At 71.1% G+C, this 17,395-nt stretch carries 18 protein-coding genes; 11 read left to right on the forward strand and 7 right to left on the reverse strand.

What is annotated here, in order from left to right; all coding sequences use genetic code 11:
- The first annotated feature begins 41 nt into the window (after positions 1 to 41).
- Together OG272_RS39375 and OG272_RS39380 are read left to right on the forward strand one after the other, a co-directional pair.
- On the forward strand, positions 42 to 941 hold the full coding sequence (locus OG272_RS39375) for a LysR family transcriptional regulator (protein ID WP_327727081.1): 900 nt from the start codon (positions 42 to 44) through the stop codon (positions 939 to 941).
- 113 nt (positions 942 to 1,054) lie between these two features.
- Entirely contained in the window at positions 1,055 to 2,140 is a 1,086-nt protein-coding gene (locus tag OG272_RS39380) for a tartrate dehydrogenase (protein ID WP_327727080.1), read from the forward strand.
- A gap of 117 nt (positions 2,141 to 2,257) precedes the next feature.
- Here OG272_RS39380 and OG272_RS39385 read toward each other — a convergent pair whose 3' ends face one another.
- Positions 2,258 to 2,707: a hypothetical protein gene (locus OG272_RS39385; protein ID WP_327727079.1), complete on the reverse strand. Its 450-nt coding sequence runs from the start codon at positions 2,705 to 2,707 to the stop codon at positions 2,258 to 2,260.
- Positions 2,708 to 2,913: 206 nt separating this feature from the next.
- Here OG272_RS39385 and OG272_RS39390 point away from each other — a divergent pair, with 206 nt between their 5' ends.
- On the forward strand, positions 2,914 to 3,828 hold the full coding sequence (locus OG272_RS39390; protein ID WP_327727078.1) for a HipA family kinase: 915 nt from the start codon (positions 2,914 to 2,916) through the stop codon (positions 3,826 to 3,828).
- Complete coding sequence (locus OG272_RS39395) at positions 3,825 to 4,118, forward strand: SelT/SelW/SelH family protein (protein ID WP_327727077.1); 294 nt, start codon at positions 3,825 to 3,827, stop codon at positions 4,116 to 4,118. The genes OG272_RS39390 and OG272_RS39395 overlap by 4 nt, the downstream gene beginning before the upstream one ends.
- A gap of 40 nt (positions 4,119 to 4,158) precedes the next feature.
- On the opposite strand, the gene aceB is transcribed toward OG272_RS39395, so the two are convergent.
- Together aceB and OG272_RS39405 are read right to left on the reverse strand one after the other, a co-directional pair.
- Positions 4,159 to 5,793 carry a malate synthase A gene (aceB, locus tag OG272_RS39400; RefSeq protein WP_327727075.1) on the reverse strand — a complete coding sequence of 545 codons (1,635 nt, stop codon included), beginning with the start codon at positions 5,791 to 5,793 and terminating at the stop codon, positions 4,159 to 4,161.
- Positions 5,794 to 6,021: 228 nt separating this feature from the next.
- The gene (locus tag OG272_RS39405; protein WP_327727074.1) at positions 6,022 to 6,681 is read right to left on the reverse strand and encodes a nucleotidyltransferase family protein; all 660 of its coding nucleotides are present in this window, start codon (positions 6,679 to 6,681) and stop codon (positions 6,022 to 6,024) included.
- A gap of 263 nt (positions 6,682 to 6,944) precedes the next feature.
- Between OG272_RS39405 and OG272_RS39410 the strand changes: the two genes are divergently transcribed.
- Positions 6,945 to 7,232, forward strand: coding sequence for a DUF5955 family protein (locus tag OG272_RS39410; RefSeq protein ID WP_327727073.1), 288 nt, complete (start codon positions 6,945 to 6,947; stop codon positions 7,230 to 7,232).
- Between the two features lie 303 nt (positions 7,233 to 7,535).
- On the opposite strand, the gene OG272_RS39415 is transcribed toward OG272_RS39410, so the two are convergent.
- Both OG272_RS39415 and OG272_RS39420 read right to left on the reverse strand, forming a co-directional pair.
- Positions 7,536 to 8,129 (reverse strand): peptidase inhibitor family I36 protein, encoded by a 594-nt coding sequence (locus OG272_RS39415; protein WP_326575067.1) that lies wholly within the window; start codon positions 8,127 to 8,129, stop codon positions 7,536 to 7,538.
- A 251-nt stretch (positions 8,130 to 8,380) separates the two neighbouring features.
- The gene (locus tag OG272_RS39420; protein WP_405895654.1) at positions 8,381 to 9,184 is read right to left on the reverse strand and encodes an IclR family transcriptional regulator; all 804 of its coding nucleotides are present in this window, start codon (positions 9,182 to 9,184) and stop codon (positions 8,381 to 8,383) included.
- 273 nt (positions 9,185 to 9,457) lie between these two features.
- Between OG272_RS39420 and allB the strand changes: the two genes are divergently transcribed.
- Positions 9,458 to 10,798, forward strand: a complete 1,341-nt coding sequence (gene allB / locus OG272_RS39425) for an allantoinase AllB (protein ID WP_328505743.1) — start codon at positions 9,458 to 9,460, stop codon at positions 10,796 to 10,798.
- Positions 10,799 to 10,887: 89 nt separating this feature from the next.
- The gene (gene alc / locus OG272_RS39430) at positions 10,888 to 12,018 is read left to right on the forward strand and encodes an allantoicase (protein WP_326575061.1); all 1,131 of its coding nucleotides are present in this window, start codon (positions 10,888 to 10,890) and stop codon (positions 12,016 to 12,018) included.
- A 211-nt stretch (positions 12,019 to 12,229) separates the two neighbouring features.
- Here the strand turns inward: alc and OG272_RS39435 are convergent, their stop codons facing one another.
- Positions 12,230 to 13,015, reverse strand: a complete 786-nt coding sequence (locus OG272_RS39435; RefSeq protein WP_327727070.1) for an SDR family oxidoreductase — start codon at positions 13,013 to 13,015, stop codon at positions 12,230 to 12,232.
- Between the two features lie 211 nt (positions 13,016 to 13,226).
- Between OG272_RS39435 and OG272_RS39440 the strand changes: the two genes are divergently transcribed.
- Together OG272_RS39440 and OG272_RS39445 are read left to right on the forward strand one after the other, a co-directional pair.
- Positions 13,227 to 13,853 (forward strand): dihydrofolate reductase family protein, encoded by a 627-nt coding sequence (locus tag OG272_RS39440; protein WP_327727069.1) that lies wholly within the window; start codon positions 13,227 to 13,229, stop codon positions 13,851 to 13,853.
- A gap of 151 nt (positions 13,854 to 14,004) precedes the next feature.
- Complete coding sequence (locus tag OG272_RS39445; protein WP_326575055.1) at positions 14,005 to 14,391, forward strand: ribonuclease domain-containing protein; 387 nt, start codon at positions 14,005 to 14,007, stop codon at positions 14,389 to 14,391.
- A gap of 97 nt (positions 14,392 to 14,488) precedes the next feature.
- Here the strand turns inward: OG272_RS39445 and OG272_RS39450 are convergent, their stop codons facing one another.
- Entirely contained in the window at positions 14,489 to 14,692 is a 204-nt protein-coding gene (locus tag OG272_RS39450) for a hypothetical protein (RefSeq protein WP_328505741.1), read from the reverse strand.
- 202 nt (positions 14,693 to 14,894) lie between these two features.
- Between OG272_RS39450 and OG272_RS39455 the strand changes: the two genes are divergently transcribed.
- Both OG272_RS39455 and OG272_RS39460 read left to right on the forward strand, forming a co-directional pair.
- Positions 14,895 to 16,154, forward strand: coding sequence for a histidine kinase (locus OG272_RS39455; protein ID WP_327727068.1), 1,260 nt, complete (start codon positions 14,895 to 14,897; stop codon positions 16,152 to 16,154).
- 365 nt (positions 16,155 to 16,519) lie between these two features.
- Complete coding sequence (locus OG272_RS39460; protein ID WP_405895655.1) at positions 16,520 to 17,356, forward strand: hypothetical protein; 837 nt, start codon at positions 16,520 to 16,522, stop codon at positions 17,354 to 17,356.
- The last annotated feature ends 39 nt before the right edge of the window (positions 17,357 to 17,395 follow it).

Genomic DNA, 17,395 nt, shown 5'->3' on the forward strand with positions numbered 1-17,395 from the left:
CTCGCTCCGCCCGTCGTACCAGTACAGAGCGGGGAGGCACCGTGGACGCCCGGCAGCTGGAGTACTTCCTCGCCATCGTCGAGCACGGAGGTTTCAGCAAGGCCGCCGCCGCCCTTCACGTGGCCCAGCCGTCGCTGTCCCAGGCGATGGCGAACCTGGAGGCGGACCTCGGGGTGGCCCTCTTCCACCGGGTGGGCCGGGGCGTCGTACTGAGCGAAGCGGGCGCGGAACTGCTGGAGCCGAGCCGACGCGTGCTGCGGGATCTGGCTGCCGTGCGGGACACCGCGGCCTCGCTCGCCGGGCTGCACGGCGGCAGCGTCGAGGTCGCCACCATGCCCTCGCCCGGCATCGAACCGCTCACCACCCTCATCCACCGCTTCTCCGAGCTGCATCCGTCGGTGACGGTGAGCACCCAGGCCGCCTTCACCCCGGACGAGGTCGTCTCCCTCGTCCGCAGCGGCGCCTGCGAACTGGGCCTGCTGGGCAGCGCCACCCCCGTGCACCCGTCGGGACTGGACGTCCTGCACGTCGAGGACCAGCCGTTCGTCGTCGTCGCCGCACCCGGCGGGGCGATCGAGGACGACGTCACGATCCGGCCCGAGGACCTGGCCGGCCAGAAGCTCATCGCGTCCCGCACCGGCAGCCTGATGCGCAGCATCGTCGACGACATCACCGTGGGCGGCACCGGAACGGGGATCGTGACGGTCGTCGACCACCGCACGTCGATCCTGCCGCTGGTCCTCACCGGCGTCGGCGTCGCCGTCCTGCCCTCCTCCTGGACCCGGCTGGCCCGCCGCTGCGGTGCCGTGGTCGCACCCATCGAGCCCACCGCGCATCTCCACGTCGCGCTGATCAGCCTGCCCGCGCACCTCACACCGGCCGCGCGCGCCTTCCGCACCCTCACCGAGTCGCTCGCCCGACGACGAGCTCACGGTGCCTGACGCGGGACCGATCGGCTGCGCCTATACGTCGTATCGAAAGCACGTCTTGGACGTGCCGTGACGTCGGTGTGTTGACTCGAAACCGACCGCACGACAGCGAGCCGGAGGCACCCATGACAGCCGCACCCCGCACGTTCCGTATCGCCGCCGTCCCCGCCGACGGGGTGGGCAAGGAGGTCGTCGCCGCCGGGCGAGCCGTCCTGGACGCCCTGGCCGAGGACTCCGGTGGCGCCTTCGCCTTCCGGTGGGAGGAGTTCCCCTGGGGGTGCGCGTACTACGAGCGCACGGGCCGGATGATGGACGAGGACGGGCTCGAGCGGCTCAAGGACTTCGACGCCATCTATTTCGGCGCCGTCGGCTGGCCCTCCGTCCCCGACCACATCAGCCTGTGGGGCCTGCGGCTGAAGATCTGCCAGAGCTTCGACCAGTGGGCCAACGTCCGCCCCGTGCACTTCCTGCCGGGTGTGCGGAGTCCGCTGCGCAAGGCCGACGACACCGAGCTCGACTGGGTGGTCGTCCGGGAGAACAGCGAGGGCGAGTACGCGGGCCTCGGCGGCCGCAACCTCTCCGCCCGTGGGCAGGGCGGCGAAGTCGCCGTCCAGTCCGCGCTGTTCACCGAGGTGGGCTGCGAGCGGATCATGCGGTTCGCCTTCGACCTGGCCCGGACCAGGGCGCACAGGAAGGTCTCCTCCGTCACCAAGAGCAACGCCCAGCAGTACGGCATGGTCCTGTGGGACGACGTCTTCAAGCGGGTCGCGCTCGACTACCCGGACGTCGAGACCGAGAGCGTGCTCGTGGACGCGATGTCCGCCAAGTTCGTCCTGCGCCCCGAGGACCTCTCGGTCGTCGTCGCCTCCAACCTCAACGCCGACATCCTGTCCGACCTGGGCAGCGCCCTGGCGGGCAGCCTGGGCCTGGCGGCGAGCGCCAACCTCAACCCCGAGCGCCGCTTCCCCAGCATGTTCGAGCCGGTCCACGGCTCCGCCCCGGACATCGCGGGCCAGGGCCTCGCCAACCCGATCGGCGCGGTCGGCAGCGCCGCCCTGATGCTGGAGCACTTCGGTCTGCCCGATCAGGCGGCCCGCCTGAACAAGGCGATCGAGGCCACGGCCGCCGCCGGCATCCTCACCCGCGACGTCGGCGGCACGGCCACGACGGAGGACGTCACCAAGGCCCTGATCGACGCGCTCGACACCTGACGGTCCCCGAGGGCGTTCGGCTTCGATCGACGATCCGGCGCCGTCCGGGTGTCGACGACGGAGGCCGTCGGCTCCGGCGCGCACGAGGCTGAAGACCGGAGCCGACGCGCAGGCGGTTCATACCCGCACCGAGTCCAGCGGGATCGTCGGACACAGGGGCGGCTCCTGGTCGGGAGTCAGCGTCGTGCGGCCGTAGACCCAGTCCATGAAGGAGTAGGCGTACGGGTCGCTGGCGCGCATCACGGCGTTGCGCTGTTCCCGCTTCACCCCGGTGTGGTGCCAGAGTTCGCCCCTTGCGCGTGCGGTGAGGACGACACGGGGGCCATTTTCGGTGCGTACGGCCTCGTAGGCGGCGAGTGCCGTCTCCCAGTCGACACCGGCCCCCTGCACGGACGCCGGCACGGATCCCTGCACGGACCGCTTCGCGAGCCGGGCGCCCACGTGGTGGGCCGGCACCCAGCCGTCCTCGACGGCCATGACGGCGTTCTGGGCCGTGTACTGCAGCGGCGGGTGGGCCGCGTCACCGAGCAGGGCGATGCGGCCGCCGTACTCCTCACCAGCGATCACCCCCGGTTACTATGCTCACTTCATGCCGGAGGCCGGAAGCAAGGGGCGGACGGCCATGGACGGGCTGCTGGGGAGGCGGGGAGATCTGCGTGTCGGTCGAAACTCCCCGGATTCGCCCGAGGGCTGATGGCGGGCCGTTCCCTCTGTTGGACGCCTCAGAGACCGACCATGGAGGGCAAGGCCGATGAGGCGGGTGGGTTGAGAAAATGCTGAGGGAAGTCACTGCGACCCGCTACATCGAGCCCCTGCGGGCAGGCGGCTCCGTCCCCGGGATCGTCGAGGCCGACGACCTGGGCACCTACGTCGTGAAGTTCACGGGTTCGGCGCAGGGACGCAAGGCGCTGGTCGCCGAGGTGATCGTCGGTGAGCTGGCGCGGGCGCTCGGCCTGCGCTTCCCCGAGCTGGTCCTCGCGCACTTCGACCCGGTGATCGCCGACCACGAGCCGCACCAGGAGGTGCGGGAGCTGCACGGCGCGAGCACCGGTCTCAACCTCGGCATGGACTATCTGCCGGGCGCGAAGGACTTCACCCCGGAGGTCGCCAAGGAGTTCCGCGTCGACCCCGTCGAAGCCGGCCGGATCATCTGGCTCGACGCCCTCACGGTCAACGTCGACCGCACCGTGCACAGTTCGAACCTCATGATCTGGCCCACGCTCGGCATCGCGCCCCCGCGTCTCTGGCTGATCGACCACGGCGCGGCTCTCGTCTTCCACCACCGCTGGGACGCCTCCGACCCCGCGAAGGCGTACGACTTCCGCCACCACGCCCTCGGCCACTACACCCCCGACGTGCGCGCGGCCGACGCCGAGCTGGCGCCGAAGGTGACGGAGGAGCTGCTGCGGCGCATCGTGGCCGAGGTCCCGGACGCCTGGTTGCCCACCGAGGACGGCTTCGCGTCGCCCGACGAGGTCCGCGACGCCTACGTCCGCTACCTCCACGCGCGCGCGGGGGCCTCCGACGCCTGGCTCCCCACCGACTTCCCCACCCGGGAGGAACTCGCCGCCGAGGAGGCCCTCCGCGCGGCGAAGACACGGCGAGGCCGCCCGGACTGGCTCAAGCGGGTCCCCGACCTGCACGGCAAGCCGGCGGCGGAACAGGATTGGTCGGTGCACCTCGGATGAGTCCCGTCGTACAGATCGAGTACTGCACCCAGTGCCGCTGGCTGCCCCGCGCGGCCTGGCTGGCGCAGGAGCTGCTCACCACCTTCGAGGCGGAGATCGGCGAACTGTCCCTCAAGCCCGGCAAGGGCGGCGTCTTCGTCGTACGCGTCGACGACGAGGTCGTCTGGGACCGCCGCGACCAGGGCTTCCCCGAGCCCACCGCCGTCAAGCAGGCCGTACGCGACCGAGTGGCCCCGGGGAAGTCCCTGGGCCACTCCGACAGGGCCGCGCAGGAGGAGGGCGGCTCGTGAGCCGGGCCGGCTCGTGAGCCGGGCCGGCTCGTGAGCCGGGTCAGCCCTTGAGCTGCTCGTACGCCGGGAGGGTCAGGAAGTCGGCGTAGTCCTCGTCGAGGGCGACCTGGAGGAGCAGGTCGTGGGCCTGCTGCCAGTGGCCGGCCGCGAAGGCCTCCTCGCCGATCTCGGCGCGGACGGCGGCCAGTTCCTCGGCGGCGATCCTGCGGGCCAGCTCCGGGGTGGCCTTCACGGATTCGCCGGCGTGCTCGAACTCCACGCCCGCGTTGATCCACTGCCAGATCTGGGAGCGGGAGATCTCGGCGGTGGCCGCGTCCTCCATGAGGTTGAAGATGGCGACGGCGCCGAGTCCGCGCAGCCAGGCCTCGATGTACCGGATGCCGACCTGGACGGCGCTGACGAGACCGGCGTACGTCGGCCTGGCGTCGAGGGAGTCCACGGCGATCAGGTCGGCCGCCTTGACGTCGACGTCCTCGCGGAGGCGGTCCTTCTGGTTCGGCTTGTCGCCGAGGACCGCGTCGAAGGAGGCCATCGCGATCGGGACCAGGTCGGGGTGGGCGACCCAGGAGCCGTCGAAACCGTCGTTCGCCTCGCGGTCCTTGTCGGCCTTGACCTTCTCGAACGCGACCTTGTTGACCTCCTCGTCGCGCCGCGACGGGATGAACGCGGCCATGCCGCCGATCGCGTGTGCGCCGCGCTTGTGGCAGGTGCGGACGAGGAGCTCGGTGTACGCCCGCATGAACGGTGCCGTCATCGTCACCGCGTTGCGGTCCGGGAGGACGAACTTGGCGCCGCCGTCACGGAAGTTCTTCACGATGGAGAACAGGTAGTCCCAGCGGCCCGCGTTCAACCCCGAGGCGTGGTCGCGGAGTTCGTAGAGGATCTCCTCCATCTCGTACGCGGCCGTGATCGTCTCGATCAGGACGGTCGCGCGGACGGTGCCCTGCGGGATGCCCACGTAGTCCTGCGCGAAGACGAACACCTCGTTCCAGAGGCGGGCCTCCAGGTGGGACTCCGTCTTCGGGAGGTAGAAGTAGGGGCCCTTGCCGAGGTCGAGCAGCCGCTGGGCGTTGTGGAAGAAGTACAGGCCGAAGTCGACGAGCGCGCCGGGGACGGGGGTGCCGTCGGCGTCGACGAGGTGGCGCTCGTCGAGGTGCCAGCCGCGCGGGCGCATGACGACCGTCGCCAGTTCCTCGTCGGGGCGCAGGGCGTACGACTTGCCGGTGCGCTCGTCGGTGAAGTCGATGTTCCGGGTGTAGGCGTCGGCCATGTTCACCTGGCCGAGGACCACGTTCTCCCAGGTCGGCGCGGAGGCGTCCTCGAAGTCCGCGAGCCAGACCCGCGCCCCGGAGTTGAGGGCGTTGATCGTCATCTTGCGGTCGGTGGGGCCGGTGATCTCGACGCGGCGGTCGTCCAGGGCGGCGGGGGAGGGGGCCACCTTCCAGGAGTCGTCGGCGCGGATCGCGGCGGTCTCCGGGAGGAAGTCGAGTGTGGAGGTGCGGGCGATCTCGGCGCGGCGCTCCGCGCGGCGGGCCAGCAGCTCGTCACGGCGGGGCGTGAACCGCCGGTGCAGTTCGGCCACGAAGGCGAGGGCGGCGGGGTTGAGGACCTCGTCCTGGCGGGGCAGGGGCTCGGCGTCGACGATGGCCAGCGGGGACGGCGCTGGTGCGGACATGAGCGGTCACTTCCTTCAGCGGGCGTGGCACCGGGTGTCAGTCGACCCGGGTAGGGCTGTGAACACCCTCGGATGGGCGGGGCGCTTCTGAACAGTGGATACTAGTTTCCTCATGGTGGAAGTTCAATGTTTTGTTGATGTCGAGACTCTTCGGGTCGAGAGGCAGTGGCGCCGGGTGCCACGTCGCTCACGCAACGTGTCGGGGCCGCCCGCTCCGGCCGTGGTGGCTCACTCCAGGTGGATGAGATCGGCTTCCGTGTCGATGTCGTACGGTCGCGCCACGTCCCCGCACTCGACGAGCGTGATCGCCTCTTCGTGCGCCTTCAGATAGGCGCGTGCCCCGCGGTCCCCGGTGGCGGTCGCGGCGACGGCGGCCCAGTGGGCGGTACCGAGCAGGACGGGGTGCCCTCGGCGGCCGTCGTAGGCGGCCGCGGCGAGCGCGCCGCCGGGCTCGCACGCGGCGAGGACGCGGGCCACGGCCTCCGGCCCGATGCCTGGCTGGTCGACGAGCGCGACCAGGGCGGCGTCGGCGTCCGTCCCGATCAGCGACTCCAGGCCGGCCCGCAGCGACGAGCCCATGCCCTCGGCCCAGTCCGGGTTGTCGACCAGTACGCAGCCGGGCAGTTCGGCCCGGGCGCGTACGGTCGCGGCCTCGGCGCCGAGGACCACGTGGATCCGGGCGCAGCCGCCCGCCCGCAGTACCCCGACCGCGTGTTCGACCAGGGGGCGGCCGTGGTGGGTCAGCAGGGCCTTGGGGCGTCCGCCGAGGCGCCGCCCGCCGCCGGCGGCCAGCAGCAGCCCGACGACCTCGCTCCGGCCGGCCGCCGCGTCAGGGGTCGGGTGCCGGGCTGTGCTCAGGGGTGGGTTCCGGGCCTCGTGGTGCGTCATGTCCCCTTGCATACCCGACCCGGCGTGGGCGTGCCGTGAAGCCGGACGGACGGGACGACGGCTTTGCGATGCCCGGGGACTGAATTTCCGTCCCCGTGGTGGCGCTCGCCACACTGATTGGCGTTTACTGGCCCGCGCCACCCCCGGCGCCCGACCGACGCCACGGGGTGGTCGGCCGTGCTTGGGCGTATGGCCATGACTCGCGCACAAGGGAGTGGGCGAGGGGGGAGAGGGCTGTGTTGCGGAGCTTGGGGCAGAGGCCAGTGACCGGCAGTGACGAGGATCCGAAGGTGGCGGGGTTGCGGTCGGCCGTGTCCCGGCTGCGTCGTGAACTGGCCGCGCATCCGGCCGAGTTCCCCGACCGGGGGATCGCCGAGGACGAACTGGCGGTGCTCGCGGCGATGGCCGTCACCGGTATGCCCGAGGTGCCGCGGCTGCGTCGGTCCCTGCTGCTGATCGCCGGGTCCATCGGATCCGTCAGCGCGTTGGCGAGGGGGCTCGCGGAGGTCCGTACGGCGGTGGAACTGTTCGGCGATCCGCCGAGACGCTGAGGCACCGATCCGCTGAGACGCTGAGGCGCTGAACGGATTTCCTTGCTCACTCTCTACCCATTTCCAACCTCCGGGTGCTGCGCCCCTTTGCCCCCCGGATGCGGATGAGTGGGCTTCTCGCGCGATTAACCGTACCCCTTGAAAGCGGTCGATTCATGGGGCCGCATCCGAGGTGGATACGGCCCCACTGATTTCCACTGCTTTTCACCTGCCGATTACCCCGTCTTCGCGTCGCACCGAATGGTTGCGGTGTGCGGAAATCGGGAACTCGCCCGGCTCAGGTCAAAAGGGGTGACGGATCATTCAGCACACCCAGAGTCCGTCGGCCTTGTCGTTGTTGGCGCTGCCGACGTTGGAGCTGGACGACGGAGCGGTGGACGTCCACAGCAGGGCCCAGGACGAACCCGTCCAGTTGTACACGTGGGTCTGGGTTCCTCGGCTCTGGTTGTTGTGCCAGGACGTGGTCTGGTCGTTGAAGCCCCAGTTGGCGAGGTTCTCGAAGTTGCAGTCCGACCAGGTCAGACGGCGTCCGTCGAAGTTGGAGTGCTCGTAGAGGCACGTCCAGAGGTAGCTGCAGTTGGGCGTTCCGAGGGTGCCCATGGGCTCGTTGACGGCCCGGGCCTTCTTCTCGCCCGGCAGCGGGAAGGTCATGACGGCCTTGCCGTCGCGCCACGCGATCTGGTTGACGCCGATCTGCTGTCCGCCGGGGGTCGTGGCCATCTGTTTGTCGATCTGCCGTTGCAGATCGGCGACTTCGCTCTTGCTCAGACCCGCTTTCTGGGCCTGTGTGGCGATGGTGCTCTGGAGTTCGGTCGATGCCGACGTCGGCCCTGCCATTCCGAGCACGGCCATGGCGCCGGCGGCGAGGGTGACACCGATCTTGGTTCTCGTGCGCATGGGATCCAGTTCCCTTCGGTCACGAAGCTCCGGGAATTTCCGAGCGCAGGAAACGGTAATTCATCGACCGATAGCGAGGCAGAGTATTTCCGGCTGTTTATTGACCGAAACATGCCACATCCGTTTTTGGGGTCGCTCCTCGCGATCTTTCCGCTGTCTCGCCGAATTCTTTGATCAGTCGGTGAAAGGCGGGATCGGGCGGGACGGCGCCGCCGTATGGGCGCGGTGCGGAGCGGGAGCGCGCCGGAGCGTCAGCCGCCCGCACCCGAACTGGCCAGGGCCTCCGAGAGCTCCACGGCCACCTGCTGCAGTACGGGCACGATGCGTTCGGTCGCCGTCTCCGTGACGCGGCCCGCCGGGCCGGAGATGGAAATGGCCGCGGCGGTGGGGGAGTTGGGGACGGAGACGGCGAGGCAGCGGACGCCGATCTCCTGCTCGTTGTCGTCGACGGCGTAGCCGAGGGTGCGGACCTCGTCCAGGGCGGCGAGGAAGCCGTCGGGAGTGATGATCGTCTTGTCCGTGGCGGCCGGCATGCCCGTACGGGCCAGCAGGGCGCGGACCTCGTCGGCCGGGAAGTCGGCGAGCAGGGCCTTGCCGACGCCGGTGGAGTGGGGCAGTACGCGTCGGCCGACCTCGGTGAACATCCGCATGGAGTGCTTGGACGGCACCTGGGCCACGTACACGATCTCGTCGCCGTCGAGGAGCGCCATGTTCGCCGTCTCGCCGGTCTCCTCGACCAGGCGCGCGAGGTAGGGGCGGGCCCAGGTGCCGAGCAGCCGGGACGCCGACTCGCCGAGGCGGATCAGGCGCGGGCCGAGGGCGTACCGCCGGTTGGACTGCTGGCGTACGTAACCGCAGACGACCAGCGTCCGCATCAGCCGGTGGATGGTCGGCAGGGGCAGCCCGCTGCTCGCGGACAGTTCGCTGAGGCCCACCTCGCCGCCGGCGTCCGCCATCCGCTCCAGCAGATCGAAGGCGCGCTCAAGGGACTGGACACCACCGGAGGACGACTTGGTGGAGTCGGTCGTGTGGGCGCTGGCGCTGGACGTCGGCACGGGCGCGGTCCTTTCGGGATGGCGGGCGAGGTCGCAGCCTACCGGGCAGTTCGTTGACTACTCGCTTGTGCGTCACTACGTTCTGCGCGGTGGAAGTCTAATTCCGTCTTGTGAAAACATCCAGAGTGGACGCGGTGGGGGCACAGTGGAGGGGTGACCCTTGACGGGGCGGGGGTGGGGGTGAAAACTCCTTCAACAGAACGTTGAATTCCGTTACGCGGAAGTAAATACCGTTACGCGGAAGTGAACGGCGGTACGGCGAGAGGGGTCCCGGTGTCCGAGGCTGAACTGGTGTTGCGCTCGACGCGTGTCATCACCCCCGACGGATCGCGCCCCGCCGCGGTCGCCGTCGCGGACGGCAGGATCACGGCCGTACTCCCGTACGACGCCGACGTACCGGCCGGCGCGCGCCTGGAAGACCTCGGCGACCACGTCCTGCTGCCCGGCCTCGTCGACACCCATGTCCATGTGAACGACCCCGGCCGCACCCACTGGGAGGGCTTCTGGACCGCCACCCGCGCCGCGGCGGCCGGCGGCATCACCACCCTCGTCGACATGCCCCTCAACTCCCTCCCGCCGACGACGACGGTCGACCACCTCCGGACGAAGCGCGAGGTCGCCGCCGACAAGGCGCATGTCGACGTCGGCTTCTGGGGCGGCGCCCTGCCCGACAACGTCAAGGACCTGCGGCCCCTGCACGACGCCGGGGTCTTCGGCTTCAAGGCCTTCCTGTCCCCGTCGGGCGTCGACGAGTTCCCGCACCTCGACCAGGACGGACTCGCCCGCTCCCTGGCCGAGATAGCAGGCTTCGGCGGTCTGCTCATCGTGCACGCCGAGAACCCGCACCACCTCGACGCGGCCCCGCAGCGGGGCGGCCCCAGGTACGCCGACTTCCTCGCCTCGCGCCCGCGCGACGCCGAGGACACCGCCATCGCGACGCTCATCGCCCAGGCCCGGCGGCTCGACGCACGCGTCCACGTCCTCCATCTGTCCTCCAGCGACGCGCTCCCGCTGATCGCCGGGGCCAAGCGGGACGGCGTACGCATCACCGTCGAGACCTGCCCGCACTACCTCACCCTCACCGCAGAGGAAGTCCCGGACGGGGCGAGCGAGTTCAAGTGCTGCCCGCCCATCCGGGAGTCCGCCAACCAGGACCTTCTCTGGCAGGCGCTCGCGGACGGCACCATCGACTGCGTGGTCACCGACCACTCCCCGTCGACGGCCGACCTGAAGACCGACGACTTCGCCACCGCCTGGGGCGGCATCTCCGGCCTGCAACTGAGCCTCGCGGCGGTCTGGACGGAGGCCCGCAGGCGCGGCCACGGTCTGGAGGACGTGGTCGGCTGGATGTCCACGCGCACGGCGGCCCTCGTCGGCCTGGACGACCGCAAGGGCGCCATCGAGGCGGGCCGCGACGCCGACTTCGCCGTCCTCGCCCCCGACGAGACCTTCACCGTCGACCCGGCCGCACTCCAGCACCGCAACCGCGTCACCGCCTACGCCGGCAAAACCCTGTACGGCGTGGTCAAGTCCACCTGGCTGCGCGGTGAACGCATCGTCGCGGACGGCGAGTTCACCGACCCGAAGGGACAACTCCTCACCCGCACCCCCTGATACTCCCCCAAGCTCTCGGCTTCGCTCGACCAGAGGGACCCCCACCCGCACCCGCGGCGGCCGACAACCGAAAGGCAGACCTGATCATCGTGACGGCGCAGCAGCACACCCCGCCTGCGAGCTTCACCGGCGACGCGAACCCGTACGGCGGCGGTGACCCGTACGCGGACTACCGCACCGCCGACTTCCCCTTCACGCGGTACGCCGACCTCGCCGACCGCAGGCTCGGTGCCGGTGTGGTCGCCGCCAACGACGAGTTCTTCGCCCAGCGCGAGAACCTGCTGGTGCCCGAGCGCGCCGAGTTCGACCCCGAGCACTTCGGGCACAAGGGCAAGATCATGGACGGCTGGGAGACGCGCCGCCGCCGGGGCGCCTCCGCCGAGCACCCCTGGCCGACGGCCGAGGACCACGACTGGGCACTGATCCGCCTGGGCGCGCCCGGCGTGATCCGGGGGATCGTCGTCGACACGGCCCACTTCCGCGGCAACTACCCGCAGGCGGTGTCCGTCGAGGGCGCGTGCGTGGCGGGCTCCCCGTCGCCGGAGGAACTGCTCGCCGCCGACGTGAAGTGGACGACCCTCGTCCCGCGTACCCCGGTCGGCGGCCACGCGGCGAACGGCTTCACGGTCTCCGCCGAGCAGCGCTTCACGCACCTCCGCCTGAACCAGCACCCCGACGGCGGCATCGCCCGCCTGCGCGTGTACGGCGAGGTCGTGCCGGACCCGGCCTGGCTGGCCGCCCTCGGCACCTTCGACGTCGTCGCCCTGGAGAACGGCGGCCTGGCCGAGGACGCCTCCAACCTCTTCTACTCACCCGCCACCAACACCATCCAGCCCGGCCGCGCCCGGGTGATGCACGAGTGCTGGGAGACCAGCCGCCGCCGCGACCAGGGCAACGACTGGATCCGCTACCGCCTGGCCGCCCAGTCCGAGATCCGCGCCCTGGAGATCGACACGGCCTACCTCAAGGGCAACGCGGCGGGCTGGGCCACGGTCTCGGTGAAGGACGGCGACGACGGCGACTGGACCGAGATCCTTCCCCGCACCCGCCTCCAGCCCGACACCAACCACCGCTTCGTCCTCGACGGCCCGGTCGTGGCCACCCATGCCCGCGTCGACATCTACCCCGACGGCGGCATCTCCCGGCTCCGCCTCTTCGGCTCCCTGACGGAAGACGGCGAGACCCGCTTGTCGGCCCGCCACCAGGAACTGGGCGGCTGACGAGCGCCCCGTCAGGGGCGCGGGGAACTGCGTGACAAGCCCCGACGCTCCGGCAGGCAAGCACACGGGCGAGCCACCCCCGCACCCCTGGCGGGGGCCTGGGGGCGGCAGCCCCCAGAGGCAGTGACGGGTTCCGCAGAGGCAGTGACGGGTTCCGCAGGGGCAGCGCCCTCAGGGAGGGGACGGGTAGGGGCGGCGGGGGCGACACCCTTCACGCCGCATGCCCCCCGTCCACCGAGAACTCCGCCCCGGTCACGTACTCCGCCCCCGCCAGATACGCCACCATCGACGCGACCTCCGCGGCCGTCCCGAACCTCCCCAGCGCGGTCATCTCCGCCTGGCCCGCCGCATACGGCCCACCCGCCGGATTCATGTCCGTGTCCGTCGGCCCGGGATGCACGACATTCGCGGTGATCCCCCGCTCACCGAGCTCCCTGGCCAGCGCCTTCGTCAACCCGACCAGCGCCGACTTGCTCATCGCGTAGAGCGTTCCGCCGGGACCGGGCACACGCTGTGTCATGCACGTCCCGACGGTGATGATCCGGCCGCCGCCCCCCATCCGGGCCGCGGCGGCCTGGGACGCCAGGAAGACACCCCGCACATTCACGGCGAGCACCCGGTCCACCTCGGCGAGCGGCAGGCTCTCCAGCGGCCCCAGCACCCCGACACCGGCGTTGTTCACGAGCACGTCCAGCCGCCCGCCCAGCGCCTCGGCCGCCCGCCCCACCGCACCCGCCGCCTCCTCGGGATCCCCGGAGTCCGCCCGCAGGGCCACTCCCCGCCGCCCCAGGGCCTCCACGGCCCGTACGACCTCCTCGGCCCCCTCCCTGCCGCGCACATACGTGACGGCCACGTCCGCGCCGTCCCGGGCCAGTCGCATGGCCGTGGCGGCCCCGATGCCGCGGCTGCCACCGGTCACGAGGGCGACCTTGCCGTCGAGAGGACGTCCGCCGTTGACCGGGGGGCCGTCGTTCACAGTTCCGTTCGAAGTAGTCATGCCCCCATCCCACCCGCCGACCCCGCCCGACCGCTGGCGGCGAACGGACGTCGAGGTCGGGCGAGGCCCGTCGAGCCGGCCCGCATCCTCGGTCCGCCGATGAGTTGCGGGCGCCACCGGGGTCTGCCCTGATGACAGAAGAGCCCGCCGGACGGGCGGACCCCACCGGACCACGGCTCCCACCTCGGCGCATCGAAAGCAGGCACCCGCCATGGGCAAGCTCTCCCTCACCTCCTTCGTCACCCTCGACGGCGTCTACCAGGCCCCCGGCGGCCCCGACGAGGACCGCCGCGACGGCTTCGAGCACGGCGGCTGGAGCGTCCCGTACGGGGGCGAGGACTTCGGACGGTTCATCGACGGGGTCTTCGGCCGCGTCGGCGCCTTCCTGCTGGGCCGCAGGACGTACGAGATCTTCGCCGCTCACTGGCCGAAGGTCACGGACCCGGCCGACCCGGTCGCGGGGAAGCTCAACTCCCTGCCCAAGTACGTCGTTTCGAACACCGTGACGGACCCCGAATGGAACGCCACGACCGTGCTCTCAGGGGACCTCGCCAAGGAGGTCACCGCCCTCAAGGAACGCACCGACGGCGAGGTGCAGGTCCACGGCAGCGGGAACCTCGCCCAGTCGCTGTTCGCCCTCGACCTGATCGACACCGTGCACCTGCTGACGTTCCCCGTCGTCCTCGGCGCCGGCCGCCGCTTCTTCGCCGAGGGCGCCCTTCCGACGGCGTTCCGCCACGCCGGGGGCGGTATCACGAGCACCGGGGTGTCGATCCAGACGTACGAACGCGCGGGGCGTCCCGAGTACGGCACGTACGAACTCCCGGAGAATGCCTGACCTGCGACGGGCCTGCCGGCGGTCGGCGGTGTGAAGATCGCGGGCGCCCTCGTGAACTCCGGTTAACTCCCGGAAAACTTACCGGACGTGCCCGGAAAATCATGGAACTTGTCATTGACATGCCACTGTCTACGCGCGTCATCATGTGGCCATGAGATTCCCCCCACGCGCATCTCGCATCGGCGCAGCAGCCGCCGTCCTGTCCGCCCTTCTCGTGGGCGGCACCGTCACCGCCACCCCGGCAGCCGCCGCCGTCGGCAGCATCTGCTACAGCGACCTGCCGTCGCAGGCGTACACCACGCTCAACCTGATCGCCCGGGGCGGCCCCTACCCGTACACGCAGGACGGCAGTGTCTTCCAGAACCGGGAACGCGTCCTGCCGGCCCAGTCCACCGGCTACTACCACGAGTACACGGTGAAGACCCCCGGCTCCTCCACCCGCGGCGCCCGCCGCATCGTCACCGGTGAGGACTACCAGGAGGACTACTACACGGCCGACCACTACGCGTCCTTCGACCTGGTCGACTACGACTGCTGATCCGAAAGCCACCCGTCCCGGCCGTCTGTTCACCCCCCACCGGACAGACGGCCGGGACGGGCCACCGCTCACCGGACAGCCGCCAACGGCACCACGGTCAGCCGGACTTCCGGCTCTCCGCCGCCGCGAACAGGGCGATCGACAGAACGATCAGCGCGATGCTCGCATAGATCTCGTAGCCGTCCAGGGCGCTCCACCGCTGTGTCACCCCCCACTTCAGCTTGCCGGTGAGTTCGTACACCAGACCGCCGGAGCCCTGCAGCAGCGCGATGAACCCGAGAAACTCCAGAAACTGCTTCATGCCCGAGATCCTCGCCCCGCGGTCCCCCCACCTTCATCGGCCGCGGGGCGAGGCCTGTCCGACGGAAGTAGCCGTCCGCGGGGCGACGGGCCGCCGAAAGTCGACGGGGTCACGACTTCGGTCGCGATCCCGGCGGACAGGAGGTGAACGACGGCCGTCTCCGCATGGAAACGACGGCCGTCTCCGCATAGATTCGTCGACCGTGAGTGGTGACAAGCCGGTGCCGGAGCCCCCGACCTTCCCGGGGCGGAGCTGGCTGTTGCCGTCGGCCCTGCTCGACCCCGACCCCGACCACGATCCCGGGAACGGACACCCCGGACGGCCTCCCCGGCGCACCGCACGCGACTGGGTCGTCGACTTCACCTGCTTCCTGCTGGCCGTGTTCATCGGTCTCCTGGGCTTGGACACGGTCAGGAACGAACCCGATCTGCCCCAGGCCTTCGCCGTTCTCGACCAGGTGCTGGGCGCCCTCGCCTGCGCCGCCGTCTGGCTGCGGCGCCGCTGGCCGGTCGGCCTCGCCGTCGCGATGGTCCCGGTCTGCTTCGTCTCCAACACCGCGGGCGGCGCCGGCCTGGTCGCCCTCTTCACCCTCACGGTGCACCGGCCGTTCCGGTACGTGGCCTGGATCGGCGGCGCGTCCCTCGTACTGAACCCGCTGTTCTTCTGGCTGCGCCCCGACCCCGACGTCACCTACCCCTGGGCGGTCTTCCTCGCTTTGCTCCTCACCGCCGCGATCGTCGGCTGGGGCATGGTCGTTCGCTCCAAGCGGCAGCTCATGCTGAGCTTCCGGGACCGCGCCCGACGCGCCGAGACGGAGGCGGCGCTCCGGGCCGAGCAGGCGCAACGGCTCGCCCGGGAGGCCATCGCGCGCGAGATGCACGACGTCCTGGCGCACCGCCTGACGCTGCTGAGCGTGCACGCGGGCGCGCTGGAGTTCCGGCCCGACGCGCCCCGCGCCGAGATCGTCCGCGCGGCGGGTGTCATCCGGGAGAGCGCCCACGAGGCCCTGCAGGACCTGCGGGAGATCATCGGGGTGCTCCGCGCGGGTGAACCCGACGACGCCGGGCGCCCCCAGCCGACCCTCACCGGGCTCGACACGCTCGTCTCCGAGTGCCGCGAGGCCGGCATGAAGGTCGTCCTCGACCAGCACGTCACCGACGGCGCCGCCGTCCCCGCCTCCGTCGGCCGCACCGCTTACCGCATCACCCAGGAGTGCCTGACCAACGCACGCAAGCACGCCCCCGGCGCCGAGGTCACCGTCACCGTGGCGGGCGCCCCGGGCGACGGACTCACCGTCCGCGTACGCAATCCGGCGCCCCCGGGGGAGGTTCCGCACGTCCCCGGCTCCGGCCAGGGCCTCATCGGCCTCATCGAGCGCGCCACGCTGGCCGGGGGCCGCCTGGACCACGGCCCCGAGCAGGACGGCGGGTTCGGGGTGCGGGCCTGGCTGCCCTGGGCCTGAACACCGCCATCACCTCGGCGCCGGTCACCGGCACCACCTCGGCGCCGGTCACGGCGTCGCCTCGGGGCCGAACCCGGGTATCGGCGTGCGCCACGCCATCTCGTCCCGCATGATTGCCAGTTGACTCGTACGACGCGTGCGAGCCGTTCGGCACGGAGCACCTGGTGCGTCTCGGGAGGGACAGCAGAGTGAGTTTCGGGGGACACAACCCGTATCAGCCGCCCTGGCAGCCGAACGGAGGACCGTACCCCCCGCCTCCACCGCCCCAGGGACCGTACGTCCCGCCCCAGCCGGGACCACCACCGTACGGCCCCAACCCCCCTTACCCGTACGGTCCGCAACCGCCGCCCACCCTCGTGCGGCGGATGCGGGAGGACGAATGGCCCCCGCTGAAGGAGTTCTTGAGCGGGCTGCGGCTGCACGGCTGTCTCTGGGCGATGGCCGTGATGTGCGCGTGGCCGATGGTGGTCGGCCTGCTGGTGGGCTACCCCCTGGCCCGCTCGGCCCGCCGACCGGCCCGGCGTGTCTTCCCCTCCCGCGCCCGCCACCGCCTCGTGGACGACGACGTGACGCGGATGCAGCGGAAACGGGCCTGGACGGCCACCCTCATGTCCCTGCTGATCCTGGCGGCGTACGGCAGACCCGAGGACGTGGACCAGGCGCAGCAGCAGTTCATGATGCGGCTGACCATCACCCCCTGGCTGCTGCTGCTCAGCGCGCCCGTGGTCGTCGCGGCCCTCTTCCGCTGGTCGTCGCCGGCCACACGACGGGCCATGCGCACCCCTTTGCGTACCGCCGGGAAATCGGCCCTGTGGTACGTCGGCGCCTTCACCGCCGTGCCGCTCCTCGGCGGCGCGATCTACTCCACACGCACCTACCTGGGGAAGGACATGAACGTCTGGGCGCCGCTCGCCCTCCTCGTGCCGCTGCTCTGGGTGCTGCTCTTCATCGCCTTCGCCTCCGGGCCCGCCGTGCGCAGCGCCTTCAACACCGCCGACGTGCACCCGGCCCTCCCGGCGCTGCTCACCGGAGCCCTGGTGTGGGAGTTCTCCGCCATCAACCTGGCCGTCGGCGGACTGCCGCCGGGCCCGCCCCTGGTCCAGCTCGCCGCCCTCGTCGGCGGCCCGGCCTCGGTGACGGCCGTCGCGTGGTGGGAGGTACGCCGCCTGCGCACCCGGTACGGCGTACGCCTGAGGGCCTGAGGGCCTGAGGGTCTGAGGGCCTGAGGGCGACCGAGCCGA

The organism is Streptomyces sp. NBC_00104 (genome assembly GCF_045160825.1).
GTDB lineage: Bacteria > Actinomycetota > Actinomycetes > Streptomycetales > Streptomycetaceae > Streptomyces.

Bases quoted from the DNA above. Each gene is read 5' to 3' on its own strand.
- OG272_RS39390 (WP_327727078.1), top strand. From the start codon at position 2,914: ATGCTGAGGGAAGTCACTGCGACCCGCTACATCGAGCCCCTGCGGGCA.
- OG272_RS39460 (WP_405895655.1), top strand. From the start codon at position 16,520: ATGCGGGAGGACGAATGGCCCCCGCTGAAGGAGTTCTTGAGCGGGCTG.
- OG272_RS39405 (WP_327727074.1), bottom strand. From the start codon at position 6,681: ATGACGCACCACGAGGCCCGGAACCCACCCCTGAGCACAGCCCGGCAC.
- OG272_RS39380 (WP_327727080.1), top strand. From the start codon at position 1,055: ATGACAGCCGCACCCCGCACGTTCCGTATCGCCGCCGTCCCCGCCGAC.
- OG272_RS39395 (WP_327727077.1), top strand. From the start codon at position 3,825: ATGAGTCCCGTCGTACAGATCGAGTACTGCACCCAGTGCCGCTGGCTG.
- OG272_RS39450 (WP_328505741.1), bottom strand. From the start codon at position 14,692: ATGAAGCAGTTTCTGGAGTTTCTCGGGTTCATCGCGCTGCTGCAGGGC.
- OG272_RS39435 (WP_327727070.1), bottom strand. From the start codon at position 13,015: ATGACTACTTCGAACGGAACTGTGAACGACGGCCCCCCGGTCAACGGC.
- OG272_RS39415 (WP_326575067.1), bottom strand. From the start codon at position 8,129: ATGCGCACGAGAACCAAGATCGGTGTCACCCTCGCCGCCGGCGCCATG.
- OG272_RS39440 (WP_327727069.1), top strand. From the start codon at position 13,227: ATGGGCAAGCTCTCCCTCACCTCCTTCGTCACCCTCGACGGCGTCTAC.
- aceB (WP_327727075.1), bottom strand. From the start codon at position 5,793: ATGTCCGCACCAGCGCCGTCCCCGCTGGCCATCGTCGACGCCGAGCCC.
- OG272_RS39445 (WP_326575055.1), top strand. From the start codon at position 14,005: ATGAGATTCCCCCCACGCGCATCTCGCATCGGCGCAGCAGCCGCCGTC.